Below are 18,185 nucleotides of genomic sequence, written 5' to 3' on the forward strand. Positions count from 1 at the left end.
TGTAGTCGTTTATGCATTTGTTATGAAACACGTACTAAAAAACGTATCCAGCGCTTCATAATTGAACATATAATTATTTTTATGCCAGGGGAGTTGTTGCTCCCCTGGTTTTTATTTGTTAGAAAAAGTTTGAATTATCGTATAAAATAAAAAGATAAATAAGAATGTTAAGGGGTAAGTTCATGATTCGAACCGGTCACCAGCTAGAGAATGCATTGACATTAAAAAGCAGATTGATTTCATTATATGAATATTTAATGAATGAACAGGATGGGGTAACAGCCTCAAAAGTAAAACAATTGGGGGAAAAGCTTGAAAAGCGGGAATTCACGATAGCCTTTTGCGGCCATTTTTCTGCTGGAAAATCAACGATGATTAACACTGTAATCGGAGAAAAATTATTGCCTTCAAGTCCGATTCCTACCAGCGCCAACCTCGTTAGGGTTAAATCGGGAGAAGAATACGCAAAGGTTTTCTTTAAAAAAGATCAACCTCGCTTATATTTAGCTCCATACGATTATGAGTTAGTAAAAAATTTCTGCAAGGATGGCGACCAAATCGAAGAGATTGAAATCAGCCATAACAATTCAAGCCTGCCGGAAAACGCCGTCATTATGGATACTCCAGGAATAGATTCCGCAGATGATGCACACCGCATCGCTACAGAGTCAGCCATACATCTCGCTGATTTGGTCTTCTATGTAATGGATTATAATCATGTTCAGGCTGAATTGAATTTTCTGTTTACAAGAGAATTAACACAGTCAGGCAAAGATATTTATCTTGTCATTAATCAAATTGATAAACATCAGGAGGAAGAGCTTAGCTTCCGTGATTTTAAGCAAAGCGTTAAGGAATCTTTTGCCTCCTGGGGGTAAAACCTGCGGGAATCTATTACACCTCATTAAAAGACAAGGAAAATCCCCAAAATCAATTTGGTGAGTTAAAGAATTTTATTCAGGCAAAATTAAGTGAAAAGGACGAACTATTAACGCCGTCTATTATCTCATCTATGAAAAAGCTGGCTCTTGACCACTTGTCCATGCAAAAAATACAGTCTGACAATGGTCTACTGGCCTTTATGGATTTGCTTGAGGAGATTCCGAAAGAGGAACAAGCTTCGCTGCCATCAATCTATAGAGATCTAATTACTGCCATTAAGGATCTTGATGGCGAAATGGAGAAGGATATTCGTTCCTTTGAAGATGAAACAGAAACCCTTTTAAAAAACGCATATCTAATGCCTTATCAGACAAGGGAGCTGGCTGAAAGTTATCTGGAGTCATGCCAGTCAGAGTTTAAAGTAGGCTTTTTATTTTCAAAACAAAAAACTCTGGATGAAAAGAATTCCCGGCTTGAGCGATTTTATGAAGATATTCATGAAAAAGCAAAGTCACAGCTTGAATGGCATATTCGTGAATTTCTTCTTAGACTTCTAAAAAATAAAGGCATAAATGAGCCAAAACTGAATTCTAGTGCACAGTCCTTTACAGTCCAATTTCAAAAAGGGCTTCTGGAAAGTGCAGTTAAGCCTGGTGCGCGTCTTTCAGGGGATTATGTTTTAAATTATACAAAAGACGTGGCAAATGAAATTTTAAAGCTTGCAAGAAATCAGTTATCCGTTTTCAAAGAGGAATATCGCGAAGCGATTACTAGTAAAAATAGCAGCATGAAAAAGAAGTATGAAAACGAATCAGCAAAGGTTTTACCATTGCTTGAAGCATATGAAAAAATTAAACAACAGCAGGAATTCGATGATTTGCGAAGCTTAGAAGTGAATAAGATCCTGACTGAAATACCAGTCCAACTAACATCTGCAAAGTCCGATTTCTTTCATTCTGAAGAAGAGGATATGGTCATCATACGCGGCACAGACACTAATGAAGAGCAGGTACCAGTTTCTGAAGCAAACACAGTTGAACCTTTAGAAGAAGAAACAGTTGAAAGTGAATTTGAAGTGTCAGATAACCCTCAGGTTCCTGTCTATACCGCGCGCCTAAAAAAGCTTCCGGCCTTGTGGCTGATCTTCCAGGCTTTAGCAAAATTGCAAGGGCCTAATGGAAAAAGCAGATAGACTTGAAAATAGAGGGTTTACTGTTGCGCTCTTTGGAGCATTCAGTGCGGGTAAATCATCATTTGCAAACGCCTTGATTGGAGAAAAGGTGCTGCCTGTCTCACCAAATCCGACGACCGCGGCCATTAATAAAATAAAGCCTATTAGTGATCAGTATGGACACGGAACGGTTCTTGTTAAAGTTAAGGATCCTGTATCGATGTTAGAGGATGTAAACCGCTCTCTAAATATCTTTGAAGAGAGTGCGTCTGGTTTTCAGGAAGCTCTTGAAAGGATTAACGTTGTCCTCGAAAAAGATATGCAGGAGACTAGTATCGAGAAAACGCATTTTGCTTTTTTGCTGGCCTTCAAAAATGGATATCAGCTATTTGAAGATATCCTTGGAGAAACAATTGAAAAAACCCTTGCAGATTTTGCGGACTTTGTTGCTAAAGAGGAAAAATCTTGTTTTGTCGAATGGATTGAGCTTTATTACGATTGCGAACTGACGAGAAAAGGAATCACGCTTGTGGATACTCCAGGAGCGGATTCGATAAATGCCCGGCATACAGGGGTTGCCTTTGAATACATTAAAAATTCCGATGCCATTCTGTTTGTGACCTATTATAACCATGCCTTTTCAAGAGCAGACCGGGAATTTCTAATACAGCTTGGAAGGGTAAAGGAATCGTTCCAACTGGATAAAATGTTTTTTATAATCAATGCTGTCGATTTGGCTGAAAATGAAGAAGAGAAGAATTCGGTCACCTCATATCTTGAAGATCAGCTATTGAAGTTTGGAATAAGGAAGCCACATCTCTTCCCGCTTTCGAGTTTACTTGCATTGCAGGAGAAGGAAGGTGGCACTCGTTCACTATCGTCAGGCATGAAAGCATTCGAACGTGAATTTTATCATTTTATCTCACATGATCTTGCGGACATTGCCCTTACCTCTGCCAAAAATGAACTGATCCGTCTCAAGGAAAGGATTCGGAAATTAATACAATCCTCACTAGAAGATGACACAGCAAAAGAAAAAAAACGTGTAGAGATAGAAATTCAAAAAACGGCTGTCAAGGAGCTTATTGGCGAACAATCTGTCGGCTATTTAAAGACACGATTATCTCAGGAAACAGAAGAATTAATTTTTTATATTAAACAAAGAGTTTTCCTTCGCTTTAGCGATTTTTTCAAAGAGTCGTTTAATCCATCACAGCTAAAGGACGACGGACGAAATATGAAAAAGGCTTTGAATTCCTGTCTGGAAGATCTACTTGAAAGCCTTGGTTTTGATTTTGCACAGGAAATGCGGGCAACCCTCTTGCGGTTGGAACAATATGCTATCAAGCTGATGAGAGAATATAAAAAAAGCATGGAAGATAAATTGGCAGAAATTAATAGCGATTTGTCCTTTTCAGAAAGGGAATTCTCCTTTAAGGACGAAATCGAATTTACAACTGCATTTAATCATATGAACAAGCAGGAATTTTCCAAGGCTATGTCTTATTTTAAAAATCCAAAGTCCTTTTTTGAAAAAAATGAAAAGAAACATATGAGCGAAGAATTGTATACTGTGCTTCAAAGTCCCGCTGATGAATACCTCATTCTGCAAAAGGAGAGGCTGCAAGCCGTTTATGAAAGGTTAATGGATAAGGAGTTTTCATTACTTCTTGCCCATTTGAATGAACAGGCAGACGATTTTTATGTGAGCCTTCTGACTGCTATGGAGGGCGGTATTTTGACGAAAGACCTTGAATCCATCGAGGAGAAGATTAACCTACTGAAATAATAGTGATTTTTGGAAAGTTGGTTTTTCTAAAGTGATGAATACGATGATAAAAGAATGGCTGTCCCGTCTAGAAGATGAATATCAAATTGACATTCTGTTTGCCTGTGAGGCGGGCAGCAGGGCATGGAATATAGAATCGGCGACGTCAGACCATGATGTTCGTTTCATATATCGGCATCGTGACATGAAAAACTATCTTGCTCTGAGAAAAGCTCCCGATGTGTTGGACTGGACCTCACCCTATGATGCGACCGGATTTGATATTTATAAAACGTTGGATCTCATTCTAAAATCGAACCCGGGTATCTATGAATCGGCATTTTCTCCAGCAGTATATATGGCGGCTGAGCCTTTTACCAGTGAGTTAAAAGGCTTCATTAGAAATGAATATTCACCCTTTTCATTGTATAAACACTATCAATCATTAAGGACCCGCAATCTGAAAGAAGTCCAAAAAAAGGTCTTTAATGCTAGCAGGCAGAAGCAGCTCATCCATGCTGTCAGAGCCGAGCTAATCAGCAGTGGCATTTTGCTTTTTAAAGAGATATCCTCGCCGTTTGAAATGATTCGAGCTGCGGAAATACACCAACCAGAATTATTCGAAGGATACCAGCTGCTTGCTAGTACTAAACGGAACAATCAGCTATTGTCAGAAGAACAGGCGGATAGTATTATCCATTTATTAGCAGCGTCATACGAATACAATGAACTAGGCGAAGAGCTTTCAAAAAAACAGCCGTCACTCGATTTGATGGAACAATGGCTCAGAGAAATACTTGGAATTTTATAAATAGAGGAGGGGCAGTATGAAAGGCATTGTTGAAAAAGAATGGCTATTTAAGAATTTGCACAATCCAATGGTAAAGATTATTGATTGCCGGTTTTCTTTAAGTAATCCTGAAAATGGCAGAAATGAATATATGAAAAATCATCTGCCTGGAGCCGTCTATTTCGACCTGGAAAAGGATCTATCTGCTGCTCCGGAAATCCATGGCGGACGCCATCCGCTTCCCGATATGAGCGAATTCATTCAAAAAATTGAAGTGGCAGGAATAGGTAACAGCTCTCAAATTGTTGTCTATGATAATGGGGAGGGCTCCTTTGCTGCAAGATTTTGGTGGATGATGAAGTATATAGGCCATAAAGACGTTTTTGTTTTGAATGGGGGATACAGGGCTTGGGCAGCCAATGATTTCCCTGCCGAACAACAAATTCCCTCCTTTAAAAGAACAAGCTATAAGCCGAATTTCCGCCGGGAATTGATGGCGGAATATAAAGAGGTAAAAGAACTGTCTTCCTCCCTTAATCCTGATAAAATCTTAATTGATTCACGGGAAACGAAAAGATTTTCAGGCATGGAGGAGCCCATTGACAAAAAGGCAGGCAGGATACCTGGTGCGGTCAATTATCCATGGTTTGAGGGGTTAAGAGAAGGCTTCTATAAATCTGTAGATGAACAAAGGCAAAGGTTCTCGAAAATTGATAAATCAAAAGAGGTCATCATTTATTGCGGCTCTGGTGTAACGGCAGCACCGAATTTTCTTGCCCTAAAGGAAGCGGGCTTTGAAAATGTAAAGCTTTATGTCGGCAGCTTCAGTGATTGGATTTCGTACGACGAAAATCCAATTGAAACAGATAAACAGGATATTTAGAATCCGAGGGTTATCCATTAATATACTCTCAAAAGAGATACCAATTTGTGTTATAATGATAAAATCATTTCTTTTGGAGGTTACCAATGTTACAAACAAAAAAACCCTCTCTAATGCTTGTTGACGGTATGGCCTGTTATTTAGAGCTTTTTATGCGACTGCTGTAACAGGTCAGTTTATGATAAATTCCAAAGGAGTTCCAACCAATGGAATTCACGGTTTCGTAAAACATTTATTAACAGCTGTATCTTCATTTCAGCCTACGCATCTTGCAGTATGCTGGGATATGGGCAGTAAAACCTTCCGTACGGAAATGTTCCAGGAATATAAATCAAACCGTTCAGAAGCTCCTGTGGAACTCATACCTCAATTTGACCTTGTTAAGGAAGTTGTATCAGCATTTGATATTCCAAACATCGGTTTGCCGGGATTTGAGGCTGATGACTGCATTGGCACGATCGCAAAACAGTCAAAGGACTTTGCGTCTGTTTCGATTCTGACAGGTGACCAGGATATATTGCAGCTTCTGGATGATGACATTTCTGTTATTTTGCTGAAGAAAGGGTATGGTAACTATCTTGTCCATACACCGCAAAGCTTTTTTGATGAAAAAGGAATATCCCCAAGGCAAATGATTGACCTAAAAGCACTTATGGGTGATCCAAGCGATAATTATCCAGGTGTTAGAGGGATAGGTGAAAAGACTGCTCTTAAGCTGCTAAAAGAGTTTGCACATATTGAAGGAATACTTGCCAATCTTGAAAATCTGTCAAAATCGCATAAATCCAAAATTGAGCAGGATTTAGAAATGCTCCATTTATCAAGGATTCTTGCGGAAATTAAATGTGATGTTCCTGTAAACTGTACTCTTGAAGAGGCAGAATTCAAATTTGCTTCTGAGAAAGTAATGGGCGCATTTGCCGAGTTGGAATTAAGGGGACTTCACCGCATGTTGCCGAAGGAAGAAATTCCCGCGTCCTGATTAGATAAAAAAGCTGTTCCGCCTGACGGAGCAGCTTTTTACTTTTCTTACTTTTATTTGTTTACTTCGTATTTTTCTTTTTTGCAGCATTTTCGAGCTTGCTCTTTGGTTCCTCTGCAAACTCAGCATCCTGGCCATATCCTTGAGGATTTACACCAGGTGCTTTTACACCGCGATGTAAATGGTTCTTTTTGCTCAATAGGTTCACCTCCTGTTTTCTTAGTATCACCATAGGGAATAATAAAACACAGCTTTCTTAACAATAGTAAAGAGGTGAAGGAAATGAACAAAGGAGTCTACTTAGCATTAATGAGCATTGGCCTTGCACAGGCCTGAAAATTCCAATTCATTATTATAAAAAAAAGGAATGGCGCCCCGAATTGTTTTTCCAGACTGGAGGCATGCCGAGCTCACATTCTGCCGGGGTTGCATCTCTTACCACATATATCGCCTTAAAACGGGGATTGCCAACCTTTGACTTTGCCCTCTCACTTGTTTACGGCCTTATTGTCATGTATGATGCACAGGGTATCCGCCGCCAGACAGGGGAATTAACACTTAAGGTAAATTCACTGGACGATTTAATGGAAAAAATCCATAAGGATGAAAGTGTAGGATTTAAGGAGAATTCTCCCAAAAAGCTAAAAGAAATGCTTGGCCATCAACCCGAAGAAGTGGTAGGAGGAGCATTGCTGGGAGTATTGATGGGGATTGCCTGCCATTTACTTACAAAAAAGGATAGAAAATTGTCGAATTCTAGAGTAATATTTAAAAGGTAATTGTTTTAGTGTGTCTGGAGAGGAATGGTTTAGTCAGTGCGGACGGTAGAACAGTATCTTCACATGCTGCAGGGAAAAGGCTTTCAGCTTCAAGAGGATGCAATTGGTTTCATTTATTTTGGAAAGCACTTTACAAATGCATCAGACGAATTGATCAATGCAGCAATCGAGCTGACATTAAAAGCACAAAGGCATTTTGATGGAAGCTTTTATATGTCTCTGCTTGAGACCTTTATTTCCAACAAAATAGAGACAAGAATGGATGCCATACAGTTCGTGAAGGAAAAAGAGCTGTTGGCAATATAAGAGGGCATGCTGCCAAGAGCATGCCCTTTATTTTTTTTACCCCTCAAAAGTTCTTTTATTTTTGGACAAAAAGGCAAACTTTCCTGCAGGAAGCTCTGCAAAGATCATGCCTGCAAAAATTAATGCGCAGCCAATGAGGGCACTTTTTGATAGATGTTCATGAGCCCAGACGTAACCAGTAATAGCGGCAAATACGGGTTCCATCGCAAAAATAAGTGCCACTCTCGTAGCCGTTGTGTACCTTTGAAAGCTGGTCTGGGCAAAAAAAGCCAGTGCTGTTGCAAACACAGACGTCACGATCTGGGCAGAAAGAACTTTCGGTGACAATAAAATATCTGGGCTGATTGCCCTTTGCCAGTCCTCAAATAAAAACGAGGAGATAATCGAAAGAAAGGCTACTGTTGTAATTTGAATAACCGTCAACAACAGGGATGGATATTTTTCACTGTATTTGCCAGTGAAAATAATATGCAAGCCGAAAGCTATTGCGCATATAAAGACCATTCCATCGCCGAAATTTAATGAAGTTACATCTGTCATTGTAAGCAGGAAAAGGCGAATTGTCGCTACGAGCACTCCGAAAATTGCGTTGCTTCCAGGAACCTGCTTCATTAGCAGCAGTGAAAACAATGGTACAAGGACAACACTTAATCCTGTAATAAAACCAGCTTTGGAAGAAGTAGTATATAAGAGGCCGATGGTTTGGGTTGCGTATCCAAGAAATAGCCAAAAGCCGATAGAAATTCCGGATAGGAGCATTTTTTTATTGAATAGTGCCAACTGTTTTCTCTCAAAAATAAACAGCCATAAGCCAAGCAGGATGGCCAGCAAGGAGAAAACGCACACCATTAAATGAAAATGGCGGGAGCGAGTCAATCGCATTTTGCACCAATACAAACGTCATGCCCCAGATAAAAGCAACCAGCAGCAGGCTTATATCAGCAAATAGAGATTTTTTCATGAGGTCAATTCTCCTCCTGTTTATTTTTCCGGATGGCCAGCCTTGCAAGTTCATCTGCCATTTTGTTTTCCAGGCTTGGAATCCATTTCATGAAAAATAAATCAAACTTTTTTGTAAGATCAAGAGCTTTTTCGAGTAGCGGGGCAAAATTCTTGTTTTTTGCGAACTCTTTTTCAACCGCCCTATTAACAAGTTCGGAATCCGTTCGGAAGGAAACGACAGAATAGCCATTTTCGAGGCAGATTTCAAGTGCTTTTATAAAGGCATGAAATTCAGCTTCATGATTTGACATGATACCAAGCGGAAGGGAGTATCTGTCGGCAGAACCATGGCCTTTTATGAAAATGCCTGCGCCGCTTGGCCCTGGATTCCCGGCGCTAGCCCCATCTATATAGACTTCAATCAATTGTCATACCTCCATTTTTTACATAAAAAGAGTGTACCATAAAAGAGTCGATACTTGCAGAGCGGTTTGAATCGCATTATTCATGAAAGTTGGGTACTATAAATGAAAAGCCCTTTTGTAACAAGGAAAATTATTTCGAAAGGCTGAAGATTAATGAAATATAAGCTGGAATGGAATTATAAAGTAAAAGGACTCGATAAAATCTTATTTACTTCTGACATGATTGACGGCGAATCAGCTGTCAGGGCCGCAGAAGAGCTTGAAAAGACCGGGAAAGCAGCAGATTTGTATTTTTATGATGAGCTCGGCACTTCATGGAGCCTTAAGGAAATGAAAAAATTATTAATGGAAATTGAAGAAGAGCCGCACGACCTTGTTGTCTACTTTGATGGCGGATTTCAGAAAGAATCGAATCGTGCTGGCCTGGGAGCGGTTATTTTTTTTAGGCAGGGGAAGAAGAAATTCAGAATCCGGGCTAATCAAGTCGTAAATGAAATGGATACGAACAATGAAGCAGAATACGCCGCTTTTTATTTTGCGGTGACCTTACTTGAAGAAATGGGAGTACAACATCTTCCGTGTGAATTTCAGGGAGATTCTCAGGTAGTGCTAAAGCAGCTAGAAGGGGAATGGCCATGCTATGAGGATGTATTAAATCGATGGTTGGACAGGATTGAAGCAAAGCTTAAGCAGATGGGAATAGAGCCCAAATATAAGGCTATCTCAAGAAATGAAAATAAAGAAGCCGATAAGCTGGCTAGCCAGGCATTAGAAGGAAAGGAAATATACAGCCGGACGCAGCTGCTGTAATAGGGGGGATGAAAGTGAAGGAAGCTGAAAGAAAAGAACTGCTTGCAAATATGGAATATGTAATGGGGTATTACTGCGAAGGCTGCTTCCTGCACAAGCAAATTAAAAAAGAAGGCGGACGAAGGAGAGCACATCGATTTTGTATTAATGAGTGTACGGTAGGGGATAAATTGAAGGAATTTGGCGGAAAACTGTCCTAATAATAAAAAATAAAAGGCTGGCGATCTCGCCAGCCTTTCTATATGCCTTGCTATTAATTATAGTTTCACTACATTAGCAGCTTGAGGTCCACGGTTTCCTTCAACGATTTCGAAAGAAACTTCCTGGCCTTCTTCTAAAGACTTGAAACCTTCGCCTTGGATAGCTGAGAAGTGTACAAATACATCTTCGCCGCCTTCAACTTCGATAAATCCGAAACCTTTTTCATTGTTGAACCATTTTACTTTACCGTTTTGCATAATCCTGTTTCCTCCTATGCCTTTCAAGACACCATTATGATGCCAAAGATGAATATTTTCATAAATAATACCTATTTATGATGGTTTAAATATACATGAATAAAGTAGAGCAGTCAAGGATTGTAAGCGTTATTTTGTTAGTTTTGAAGATTGATGCAATAATATTATGAAAAATTAAAATAGTAATTAGAAGAACCAATACATAAAAATAAAGTAATCTCATATTCTTTAATAAAAATTGTATAAGGGTGAGATGATGTTCCGTTTTTCAATCGAGGGAGAGGATTGGATTTTAAGATTTTCACCAAACATTATGATCGATTCCGAAGAAAAACAGGCAATTCTTTTGTCACTTCTTCATATCGGAACGGATTTGTCTTCATTTTCACATGGCGAGGCCTTTATCATGTTTACTAAAAAAATCGGTGCCATCATTTTCGAGGTTGAAAGAATGCCTTCTTTAATCCTGACAGTTTCAAATATCATTACAAATGATCGATGGTACCATCAGGATTCATCTTCAAAGTAAATGTACCCGATATTTTGCCACCCCTGCAGCAGAATGACAGTTCTGTTACAGGGGTTTATTTTTTCTTTACTATTTTGACATAGCATGGCTAAAATGAATTCGGAAGCTATTTTAAGATAGGAGCAATTTATATGATATTGATTATTGCTGAAAAACCTGACCAGGGAAAGACGCTTGCTTCCGTTTTTAAAAGCAAGAAACATAGTGATTATATCGAAATTTTTCCTAATGAGATTTTCACGGAAGGTGCCTATGTAACATGGGCTATTGGACATTTATGCCAATTGGTCCCCCCAGAAAAATACCAGCCTCAGTGGAAAAAATGGACATTGGACAATTTGCCGATTATCCCATCCCAATTCGAATATGAAGTGACAAAGGATAAAGCGAAGCAATTTTCCATTATAAAAAAGCTGTCAGGCAATCCTCAGGTGACTGGTGTCATTCATGCAGGAGATGCCGGGCGTGAGGGTGAGCTAATTATCAGAAACGTTCTTCGGCTGGCCAACTGCAAAAAGCCAATGAGGCGTTTATGGATATCATCGCTTACACCTAATTCCATCAGGGAAGGCTTCAAAAATTTATTAAACGAAAATGATACACGGAATTTATATTTTGAAGCATACACTAGGGCATGTGCCGACTGGGTAGTGGGTATGAACGCTTCGAGACTGTACAGCCTTCTTTTACAAAAACAAGGCTTCTCCGATGTGTTTTCGGTTGGCAGGGTGCAGACGCCGACACTGGCACTGATTGTAAAACGGGAACGTGAAATTGAAAACTTTAAATCTGAACCGTTTTGGGAAGTTCAAGCAAAATTTAATATAGATGGGAAGAAATATGCAGGCAAGTGGCAGAAGGATGGAGAAACAAGGGTACAGTCAAAGGAATTGGCTGAAAAGATTGCCCTTTTTTGTAAAGACAAGCCTGCAAGGGTTTCAGAAGTACTGGCGGAAACGAAGGAATTTCTTCCTCCGATGCTTTATAATCTCTCCGCACTTCAGGCTGAGGCAAATAAACGCTTTAAGTTTCCTCCGAAGAAGACTCTGGATGTCCTTCAAAAGCTTTATCAAAAAGGGAACGTTTCCTATCCCCGATCCGATTCAAGGTTTGTGACAAAAGGGGAGGCTGAAGCATTCCCTGACATTCTGAAAAAACTGAGCGGGATAAATGACTATCAAGCATTTTTTCCGCTGCCGATCACTTCGATCATTGAAAATAAAAGATATGTAAATGATAAAAAAGTGACAGATCACTATGCGATTATTCCGACTGAACAAGTACCGAATGTTGAGAAGCTGCCTCCTGATGAACGGATTTTATACGATTTAATTGTAACTAGCCTTATTGCCGCTCATTATAATAAAGCAATTGCAGAATATACAACCGTTACTACGATGGTCGATGGGCGTGCTTCTTTTATCTCGAAAGGCAAAGTCCAAATTGAAGAAGGCTGGAGAAAGGTGCTCCATTCAAAGGAGAAGGATAATGAGCCTGCATTGCCACAGCTATCTGAAGGAGAACAGGGGAAAACTGCGAGTGTGGAGGTGAAGGAGAGCCAAACTCAGCCGCCTAAACGCTATACTGAGGGACAATTAATCACCTTGATGAAAACGGCTGGAAAACATATAGAAGATAAAGAACTGGAGAAAATTTTAAGCAAAACAGAAGGATTGGGAACAGAAGCCACAAGAGCAGGAATTATAACGATGCTGAAGGATCGTCTTTATATAGAAGTGAATAAGAACCTGGTCTATGCTACCGCAAAAGCAAAGATATTAATTGATGCAATTGGGGAGCAAATACTTGCTTCACCTGAAATGACTGGAAAATGGGAGCAAAAACTAAAGGAAATTTCTGAAGGTACAGCATCACCAAAGCATTTTATGGAGCAGACAAATAAGATGGTTCTTCATCTGATTTCTTCAAGTGTCACTCATTCTGAGGAGTGGGAATTTTCTGAGGAGGTTCGTGAAACCTTTACTCCAGGCAAGAAAAAACAAAAAAGCTTTACTAAGCTTGGTTCGTGCAAAAAATGTGATGGGCAGGTCATTGATAAAGGATCCTTTTATGGATGTAACAATTATAAAAAGAATAAATGCGATTTTACTCTTTCCAAAAAGATACTGGGTAAGGCAATCACCCAAAAAAACATAAAAATGCTGTTGGCTGAAGGTTCTACAGAAACGATAGAAGGCTTTAAAAACAAGGATAAAACCTTTAATGCCAGGCTTGCTTGGGATGAAAAGGAAGGAAAACTCAGCTTTTTATTCGAGGGAAAAAGCAGTGTCCAGGCTGCTGCAAAAAAATAGTACATTGCAGTGGAAAAGCCTTTTTTGAATACTGGAGAAGCAAATGTGGTGACATAGTGCCTTGTCTATCATTCGTTTATATAGTAAACTTTTAATGGCTTATTTTTTACGTTATAGGGGGATACGGATGCCAACGCCTAGCATGGAAGATTACATTGAACAAATATATATTTTGATAGAAGATAAAGGCTACGCAAGGGTATCGGATATTGCTGAAGCGTTATCAGTCCATCCTTCCTCAGTGACTAAGATGGTTCAAAAGCTGGACAAGGACGAATACCTTGTTTATGAAAAGTATCGGGGGCTTGTATTAACCGCTAAAGGTAAAAAAATTGGCAAGCGCCTTGTATACAGGCATGAACTGCTTGAACAGCTTTTAAAAATAATCGGTGTCAAAGATGAAAATATCTACGCGGATGTAGAAGGAATAGAGCATCATCTGAGCTGGGACGCGATTGACAGAATAGGGGATTTGGTGCAATTTTTTGAAGAAGAATCCTCCCGCATTGAAGCGTTAAGAGATATTCAAAAACAAAATGATGAACAATAAATACATTTATTAAAAGCACCTGACATGGTAGTCAGGTGCTTTTAGTATATCTCTGGCATTTGGTCAAAGGACTGATGCATTTCTGGAAGTAAGAAGATATTACCTTCAGCATCCTCGGCTCTCTGTACTCCAGCCAAAATCCCTTCTTCTGCCTCCTGGATAGCTTTTTTGTAAGAAATTATCCGCCCTTCCGATGTTTCAAAACTGATAATGCTGCCTGAGTGATTACGGTGCAGGGCTATCAATTTTTCCATTAACATTACCTCCTTTCATTTAGTTTTACACTAATTCCATATTAATAAACAAAAAGGATTTCAGATTTAAGTACCGAAGTAAGTAATTGTGAGATTAAAGAAAGTGAAATGGGGAAGGAAGATGACATCATTTAATTGGTCGGAAGAATCGCAGAAGCAGTGGAATGAAAGAGCTGAAAGCTGGCACTCTCAAAGCAGTGGGATGTGGGAATCAGGGAGCCGAAAGGAAATCCTGCCTTTTTTAAAAAAGAATATACCCACTCGTTCCAGAATTTGCGATCTGGGATGCGGTGATGGATATGCTTCAAGTAAGCTGGCCAGGGAAGGCTTTCAGGTGACAGGAATCGATGTTTCTGAAGAGATGATTACAAAAGCCCGAAAACAAGCAGAAGGCACGCCAACCGCTTTCATTAGAAGTGATATTTCCAGCATTCCTACTCCAGAAGAAAGCTTTGATGCTGTTATGGCTATAAATTCCCTTGAATGGACTGAAAGCCCACTTTCCGTGTTGGGTGAGATAAAAAGAATCTTAACACCAGAAGGAGTGGCCTGTATCGGCATACTTGCCCTACCGCCATGCCGAGGGTAAACAGTTATCGCAGACTATATGGGGAAAAGGTCATTTGTAATACGATGATGCCCTGGGAATTGGAAAAGCTGGCTGAAGAAAATGGGCTAGTAAAAATTGACGAACTTCCAGTGTATAAACGAGGAGTAGATAGACTCCTGGCTGATAAACTCCCAACTGATTTAAGACAGTCGCTGTCCTTTATGTGGGTTTTTATGTTTAAGATACTTTAGAGAGGGAGAAGTAAAATGAGCCGATATTCGATTAATGAATTCGTAGAACAAACGAAGCAGCAGGACAAAGGGGAAGGCCTATTTGAACTTGAAACAGCAAGGATGCTCGAAATAAATTTGGATGGTCAGATTTGGGCGAAAGCAGGGTCAATGGTTTCCTACCGTGGAAATATAAAATTTGAACGGGAAGGTATTTTTGAGCATGGTCTAGGTAAAATGTTTAAAAAAGCACTGACAGGCGAGGGAACCTCTTTAATGAAAGCTACCGGGAACGGGAAACTATATGTGGCCGACCAAGGTAAGAAAATCTCGATTCTAAATCTGCAAAGTGATTCTATTTTTGTGAATGGCAACGATTTACTTGCATTTGAACCATCAATTAACTGGGATATCAAAATCATGAAAAGAATTGCAGGCTGCTTGCCGGAGGTTTGTTTAATGTTAGATTGGAAGGGTCAGGAATGGCAGCAATTACCTCACATTATGAGCCTTTAACACTGCTAGTCACGCCAAATAATCCGGTTTTTACTGATCCGAATGCTACTGTTGCATGGTCGGGCAATCTGACTCCAGATTTTGTGACAGATATTTCTTTAAAAACATTCCTAGGAAGAGGCAGTGGCGAGTCAATACAAATGAAATTTAGCGGTGAAGGCTTTGTTGTCGTGCAGCCTTTTGAGGAAGTCTATTTTCAGCAACAATCCTAAAATGATTCAGATTTAACGTTTTAAGTTCTGTAAAACAAAAAGCTGTCCCAGCCTTTTATGCAGGACAGCTTACTTATATATATCTTTATTATTCACATACATAATAATTGAGCCAGTTCGAGAACAAAAGAAAACCATGAGAACGCCATATATTTAATGGCGACAAATTTGGATCATTCTTAGGAAAGTAATTTTCAGGGATATGAATGTTAAGACCTTTTTCTACATCTCGCTCGTATTCCCATGCAAGTGTATCTGCATCATATTCTAAATGCCCAGTTATCATAATATTTTTTCCATCTGTGGAGGAGATAATGAGTGCGCCTGCTTTCTCTGAAGAGGCTAGCAGCTTTAGCTGTTGGTGTCTTTCGATTTCATGGATTGAAACGTCGGTATACCGGGAATGTGGCGCGAAAAACATATCGTCAAATCCGCTTAATAGCTTTTCACGTGAATCAAGGAGTGTGTGTGGATACACACCAGAGCATTTTTGGGGCAGCAATGCTTTATCGATTCCATAATGATAATACAGAGCAGCCTGCGCTCCCCAGCATATATGAAGCGTGGAAGTGACGTTCTTTTTTGCCCAATCCATGATTTCCGTCAATTCAGGCCAATAAATGACTTCCTCAAACTCCATTAACTCAACAGGAGCCCCAGTAATAATCATACCGTCAAACCTATTATTTTTAATATCCGCGAAGGTTTTATAGAACAAATCAAGATGATCCCTGCTTGTGTTTTTTGATTCATAAGAATCAGTTTTCAAAAAAGTAATATTGACCTGGTGATGTGTATTTCCTAGCAATCTTAAAAGCTGTGTCTCTGCAGTTTCTTTTATTGGCATAAGATTAAGGATTAGAATGCTAATTGGCCTTTTATTCTGCTGAAAGACTTTATCGTCATCAAGGACTAAAATATTTTCCTTTTCCAGGATTTCTCGCGAAGGTAGTAGCTTTGGTATATTTATAGGCAATGGAATATCTCCTTATAAGAAAATGAATTGATATAATTATAACGATTATATTGTTTCGAAACATAAATTTTGAACAAAAAATTCACAAAACAAGTCTGACTCAGAGTGTTGCTTATTTGGTACAATTGAAAAGGAACGCCAAACTTTGCTAAGGAAATTGGGGGATGGAAATGAACATGAAAACTGAATTTATGTCCGACATTGAGATTGCGCAGAAAGCAACGATGAAGCCCATCAAAGAAATAGCCGAAAAGCTTGGGTTAACAGAAGATGACCTAGAGCTATACGGAAAATATAAAGCAAAGCTATCAACAGAAGCGTTGGCGAAACTAAAAACAAAAGAAAGCGGAAAAGTAATCCTTGTAACTTCAATTAATCCCACTCCGGCTGGAGAAGGGAAATCGACTGTTACAGTAGGTTTAGGTGACGCTTTTACTAAAATCGGGAAAAAAGCTATGATTGCAATGCGCGAACCTTCTTTACGCCAACCATGGGAATAAAGGGAGGAGCCACTGGTGGAGGATTTTCACAGGTTCTGCCTATGGAAGATATCAACCTGCACTTTACAGGTGACCTTCACGCCATTACAACTGCGAATAACGCTCTTGCAGCATTAATTGATAACCACCTGCAGCAGGGAAATGAGCTGCAGATTGACCAGCGCCGGATCGTTTGGAAGCGCGCTGTTGATTTGAACGACCGTGCTTTAAGAAAAGTAATTATCGGACTTGGCGGACCCCTTCAGGGAATACCAAGGGAAGATGGTTTTGATATAACAGTTGCTTCTGAAATTATGGCTGTCTTATGCCTTGCAGAAGATCTTAAGGATTTAAAAATAAGATTGTCCAGGATGGTTGTTGCCTACAATTATCAAAAGGAACCTGTAACAGTCGGGGATTTAGGGGCTGAAGGGGCACTGGCACTCCTGTTAAAGGATGCAGTGAAGCCAAACCTTGTCCAAACGATTGAACATACTCCTGCTCTGATTCACGGCGGACCATTTGCTAATATCGCTCATGGCTGCAATAGTGTAATCGCTACAACTGCAGCATCCAAGCTGGCTGATTTCGTCATTACTGAGGGCGGCTTCGGTGCGGACTTAGGAGCAGAAAAGTTCCTGCATATTAAATCCAGGAGTGCGGGATTCAAGCCTGAAGCAGTGGTCATTGTAGCAACAATCCGGGCACTGAAAATGCATGGCGGTGTACCTAAAACGGAACTGGCGAGAGAAAATCTCGATGCCTTAATTAAAGGATTTGCAAATCTTAAAAAGCATATTGAAACCATTCAAAGCTTTGGACTGCCAGCTGTTGTTGCAATAAATAAATTTGTTGCCGACACGAATTTAGAAGTCCAAACGCTGCTTGAATGGTGCGAAAGCGAAAATATCCCTGTCTCACTTACAGAGGTGTGGGAAAAAGGCGGTGCCGGAGGAGTTGAACTGGCAGAACTTCTTTTGGAAGTAATCGATAAGGTGGAAAATAATTTCCATCCTCTCTATGAATTGTCCGATTCAATAGAACAAAAGGTCAGGACAATTGTGCAGGAGGTTTATGGAGGAACAGATGTTGATTTGTCACCAAAAGCCAGGAAACAGCTAATCGATTTTGAAAAGTTCGGCTGGTCTAATCTGCCGGTTTGCATGGCAAAAACTCAATATTCCTTATCTGATGATCCTGCAAAATTAGGGCGTCCTTCAGGATTCACGGTTACAGTAAGAGAGTTCAAGCCTTCCATTGGAGCAGGTTTTATAGTAGCTTTAACAGGAGATGTCATGACAATGCCAGGGCTTCCGAAAAAGCCTGCCGCTCTTAATATGGATGTGGATGAAGACGGAAATGCCATCGGATTGTTCTAAAA

The 18,185-nt window shown here is 39.8% G+C and carries 16 protein-coding genes and 6 pseudogenes; 16 read left to right on the plus strand and 6 right to left on the minus strand.

From position 1 onward, the window contains the following. The first annotated feature begins 182 nt into the window (after positions 1–182). The 6 genes and pseudogenes from RCG23_RS20795 to RCG23_RS20820 all read left to right on the plus strand — a co-directional run bounded on the left by RCG23_RS20795 (position 183) and on the right by RCG23_RS20820 (position 6,476). Positions 183–878: a dynamin family protein gene (locus RCG23_RS20795; RefSeq protein ID WP_308177198.1), complete on the plus strand. Its 696-nt coding sequence runs from the start codon at positions 183–185 to the stop codon at positions 876–878. 134 nt (positions 879–1,012) lie between these two features. Further along, positions 1,013–2,074: a hypothetical protein gene (locus RCG23_RS20800; RefSeq protein WP_308177199.1), complete on the plus strand. Its 1,062-nt coding sequence runs from the start codon at positions 1,013–1,015 to the stop codon at positions 2,072–2,074. Next, complete coding sequence (locus RCG23_RS20805; protein ID WP_308177200.1) at positions 2,058–3,842, plus strand: dynamin family protein; 1,785 nt, start codon at positions 2,058–2,060, stop codon at positions 3,840–3,842. Before RCG23_RS20800 ends, RCG23_RS20805 begins: the two co-directional genes overlap by 17 nt. Positions 3,843–3,885: 43 nt before the next feature. Next, entirely contained in the window at positions 3,886–4,632 is a 747-nt protein-coding gene (locus tag RCG23_RS20810) for a nucleotidyltransferase domain-containing protein (RefSeq protein ID WP_308177201.1), read from the plus strand. A gap of 16 nt (positions 4,633–4,648) precedes the next feature. After that, positions 4,649–5,494 (plus strand): sulfurtransferase, encoded by an 846-nt coding sequence (locus tag RCG23_RS20815; protein WP_308177202.1) that lies wholly within the window; start codon positions 4,649–4,651, stop codon positions 5,492–5,494. A gap of 86 nt (positions 5,495–5,580) precedes the next feature. After that, a pseudogene (locus tag RCG23_RS20820) lies at positions 5,581–6,476 on the plus strand (5'-3' exonuclease H3TH domain-containing protein). A 61-nt stretch (positions 6,477–6,537) separates the two neighbouring features. Here the strand turns inward: RCG23_RS20820 and sspL are convergent. Further along, entirely contained in the window at positions 6,538–6,675 is a 138-nt protein-coding gene (gene sspL, locus RCG23_RS20825) for a small, acid-soluble spore protein L (protein ID WP_308177203.1), read from the minus strand. Between the two features lie 83 nt (positions 6,676–6,758). Between sspL and RCG23_RS20830 the strand changes: the two are divergent. Beyond that, a pseudogene (locus tag RCG23_RS20830) lies at positions 6,759–7,255 on the plus strand (divergent PAP2 family protein). 36 nt (positions 7,256–7,291) lie between these two features. Then, on the plus strand, positions 7,292–7,561 hold the full coding sequence (locus RCG23_RS20835) for a DUF6123 family protein (protein WP_308177204.1): 270 nt from the start codon (positions 7,292–7,294) through the stop codon (positions 7,559–7,561). A gap of 36 nt (positions 7,562–7,597) precedes the next feature. Here RCG23_RS20835 and RCG23_RS20840 read toward each other — a convergent pair. Both RCG23_RS20840 and RCG23_RS20845 read right to left on the minus strand, forming a co-directional pair. Then, a pseudogene (locus RCG23_RS20840) lies at positions 7,598–8,522 on the minus strand (DMT family transporter). Between the two features lie 4 nt (positions 8,523–8,526). Then, a complete protein-coding gene (locus RCG23_RS20845; RefSeq protein ID WP_308177205.1) occupies positions 8,527–8,928 on the minus strand; it encodes a reverse transcriptase-like protein in 402 nt (133 codons plus the stop codon). A gap of 153 nt (positions 8,929–9,081) precedes the next feature. Here RCG23_RS20845 and RCG23_RS20850 point away from each other — a divergent pair, with 153 nt between their 5' ends. Beyond that, a complete protein-coding gene (locus RCG23_RS20850) occupies positions 9,082–9,738 on the plus strand; it encodes a reverse transcriptase-like protein (RefSeq protein WP_308177206.1) in 657 nt (218 codons plus the stop codon). Between the two features lie 14 nt (positions 9,739–9,752). Further along, a complete protein-coding gene (locus RCG23_RS20855; RefSeq protein ID WP_374049772.1) occupies positions 9,753–9,938 on the plus strand; it encodes a zinc-finger domain-containing protein in 186 nt (61 codons plus the stop codon). 57 nt (positions 9,939–9,995) lie between these two features. On the opposite strand, the gene cspD is transcribed toward RCG23_RS20855, so the two are convergent. Further along, a complete protein-coding gene (cspD, locus tag RCG23_RS20860; protein WP_119113449.1) occupies positions 9,996–10,196 on the minus strand; it encodes a cold-shock protein CspD in 201 nt (66 codons plus the stop codon). A gap of 253 nt (positions 10,197–10,449) precedes the next feature. Between cspD and RCG23_RS20865 the strand changes: the two genes are divergently transcribed. The 3 genes from RCG23_RS20865 (at position 10,450) to mntR (ending at position 13,587) form a co-directional block, all read left to right on the plus strand. After that, entirely contained in the window at positions 10,450–10,725 is a 276-nt protein-coding gene (locus RCG23_RS20865) for a hypothetical protein (protein WP_308177208.1), read from the plus strand. A gap of 131 nt (positions 10,726–10,856) precedes the next feature. Beyond that, the gene (locus RCG23_RS20870; RefSeq protein WP_308177209.1) at positions 10,857–13,037 is read left to right on the plus strand and encodes a DNA topoisomerase III; all 2,181 of its coding nucleotides are present in this window, start codon (positions 10,857–10,859) and stop codon (positions 13,035–13,037) included. Between the two features lie 127 nt (positions 13,038–13,164). Next, positions 13,165–13,587 carry a transcriptional regulator MntR gene (gene mntR, locus RCG23_RS20875; RefSeq protein WP_308177210.1) on the plus strand — a complete coding sequence of 141 codons (423 nt, stop codon included), beginning with the start codon at positions 13,165–13,167 and terminating at the stop codon, positions 13,585–13,587. Between the two features lie 41 nt (positions 13,588–13,628). Here the strand turns inward: mntR and RCG23_RS20880 are convergent, their stop codons facing one another. Beyond that, positions 13,629–13,841, minus strand: coding sequence for a DUF3892 domain-containing protein (locus RCG23_RS20880; protein WP_308177211.1), 213 nt, complete (start codon positions 13,839–13,841; stop codon positions 13,629–13,631). A 121-nt stretch (positions 13,842–13,962) separates the two neighbouring features. Between RCG23_RS20880 and RCG23_RS20885 the strand changes: the two are divergent. Both RCG23_RS20885 and RCG23_RS20890 read left to right on the plus strand, forming a co-directional pair. Further along, positions 13,963–14,642 (plus strand): annotated as a pseudogene (locus tag RCG23_RS20885) (class I SAM-dependent methyltransferase). 15 nt (positions 14,643–14,657) lie between these two features. Next, positions 14,658–15,349 (plus strand): annotated as a pseudogene (locus RCG23_RS20890) (AIM24 family protein). Between the two features lie 88 nt (positions 15,350–15,437). Here the strand turns inward: RCG23_RS20890 and metA are convergent. Further along, positions 15,438–16,325 (minus strand): homoserine O-succinyltransferase, encoded by an 888-nt coding sequence (gene metA, locus RCG23_RS20895; protein ID WP_308177212.1) that lies wholly within the window; start codon positions 16,323–16,325, stop codon positions 15,438–15,440. Positions 16,326–16,495: 170 nt separating this feature from the next. On the opposite strand from metA, the pseudogene RCG23_RS20900 reads away from it, so the two are divergent. Beyond that, positions 16,496–18,183, plus strand: a pseudogene (locus RCG23_RS20900) (formate--tetrahydrofolate ligase). The last annotated feature ends 2 nt before the right edge of the window (positions 18,184–18,185 follow it).

It is taken from the genome of Neobacillus sp. PS3-34 (assembly GCF_030915465.1).
Taxonomy (GTDB): Bacteria; Bacillota; Bacilli; order Bacillales; family Cytobacillaceae; genus Neobacillus_A.

Excerpts from the sequence above, each read along its gene's own strand:
- RCG23_RS20795 (WP_308177198.1), top strand. The coding sequence starts at position 183 with ATGATTCGAACCGGTCACCAGCTAGAGAATGCATTGACATTAAAAAGC.
- RCG23_RS20800 (WP_308177199.1), top strand. The coding sequence starts at position 1,013 with ATGAAAAAGCTGGCTCTTGACCACTTGTCCATGCAAAAAATACAGTCT.
- RCG23_RS20805 (WP_308177200.1), top strand. The coding sequence starts at position 2,058 with ATGGAAAAAGCAGATAGACTTGAAAATAGAGGGTTTACTGTTGCGCTC.
- RCG23_RS20810 (WP_308177201.1), top strand. The coding sequence starts at position 3,886 with ATGATAAAAGAATGGCTGTCCCGTCTAGAAGATGAATATCAAATTGAC.
- RCG23_RS20815 (WP_308177202.1), top strand. The coding sequence starts at position 4,649 with ATGAAAGGCATTGTTGAAAAAGAATGGCTATTTAAGAATTTGCACAAT.
- RCG23_RS20850 (WP_308177206.1), top strand. The coding sequence starts at position 9,082 with ATGAAATATAAGCTGGAATGGAATTATAAAGTAAAAGGACTCGATAAA.
- cspD (WP_119113449.1), bottom strand. The coding sequence starts at position 10,196 with ATGCAAAACGGTAAAGTAAAATGGTTCAACAATGAAAAAGGTTTCGGA.
- RCG23_RS20865 (WP_308177208.1), top strand. The coding sequence starts at position 10,450 with ATGATGTTCCGTTTTTCAATCGAGGGAGAGGATTGGATTTTAAGATTT.
- RCG23_RS20870 (WP_308177209.1), top strand. The coding sequence starts at position 10,857 with ATGATATTGATTATTGCTGAAAAACCTGACCAGGGAAAGACGCTTGCT.
- mntR (WP_308177210.1), top strand. The coding sequence starts at position 13,165 with ATGCCAACGCCTAGCATGGAAGATTACATTGAACAAATATATATTTTG.
- RCG23_RS20880 (WP_308177211.1), bottom strand. The coding sequence starts at position 13,841 with ATGGAAAAATTGATAGCCCTGCACCGTAATCACTCAGGCAGCATTATC.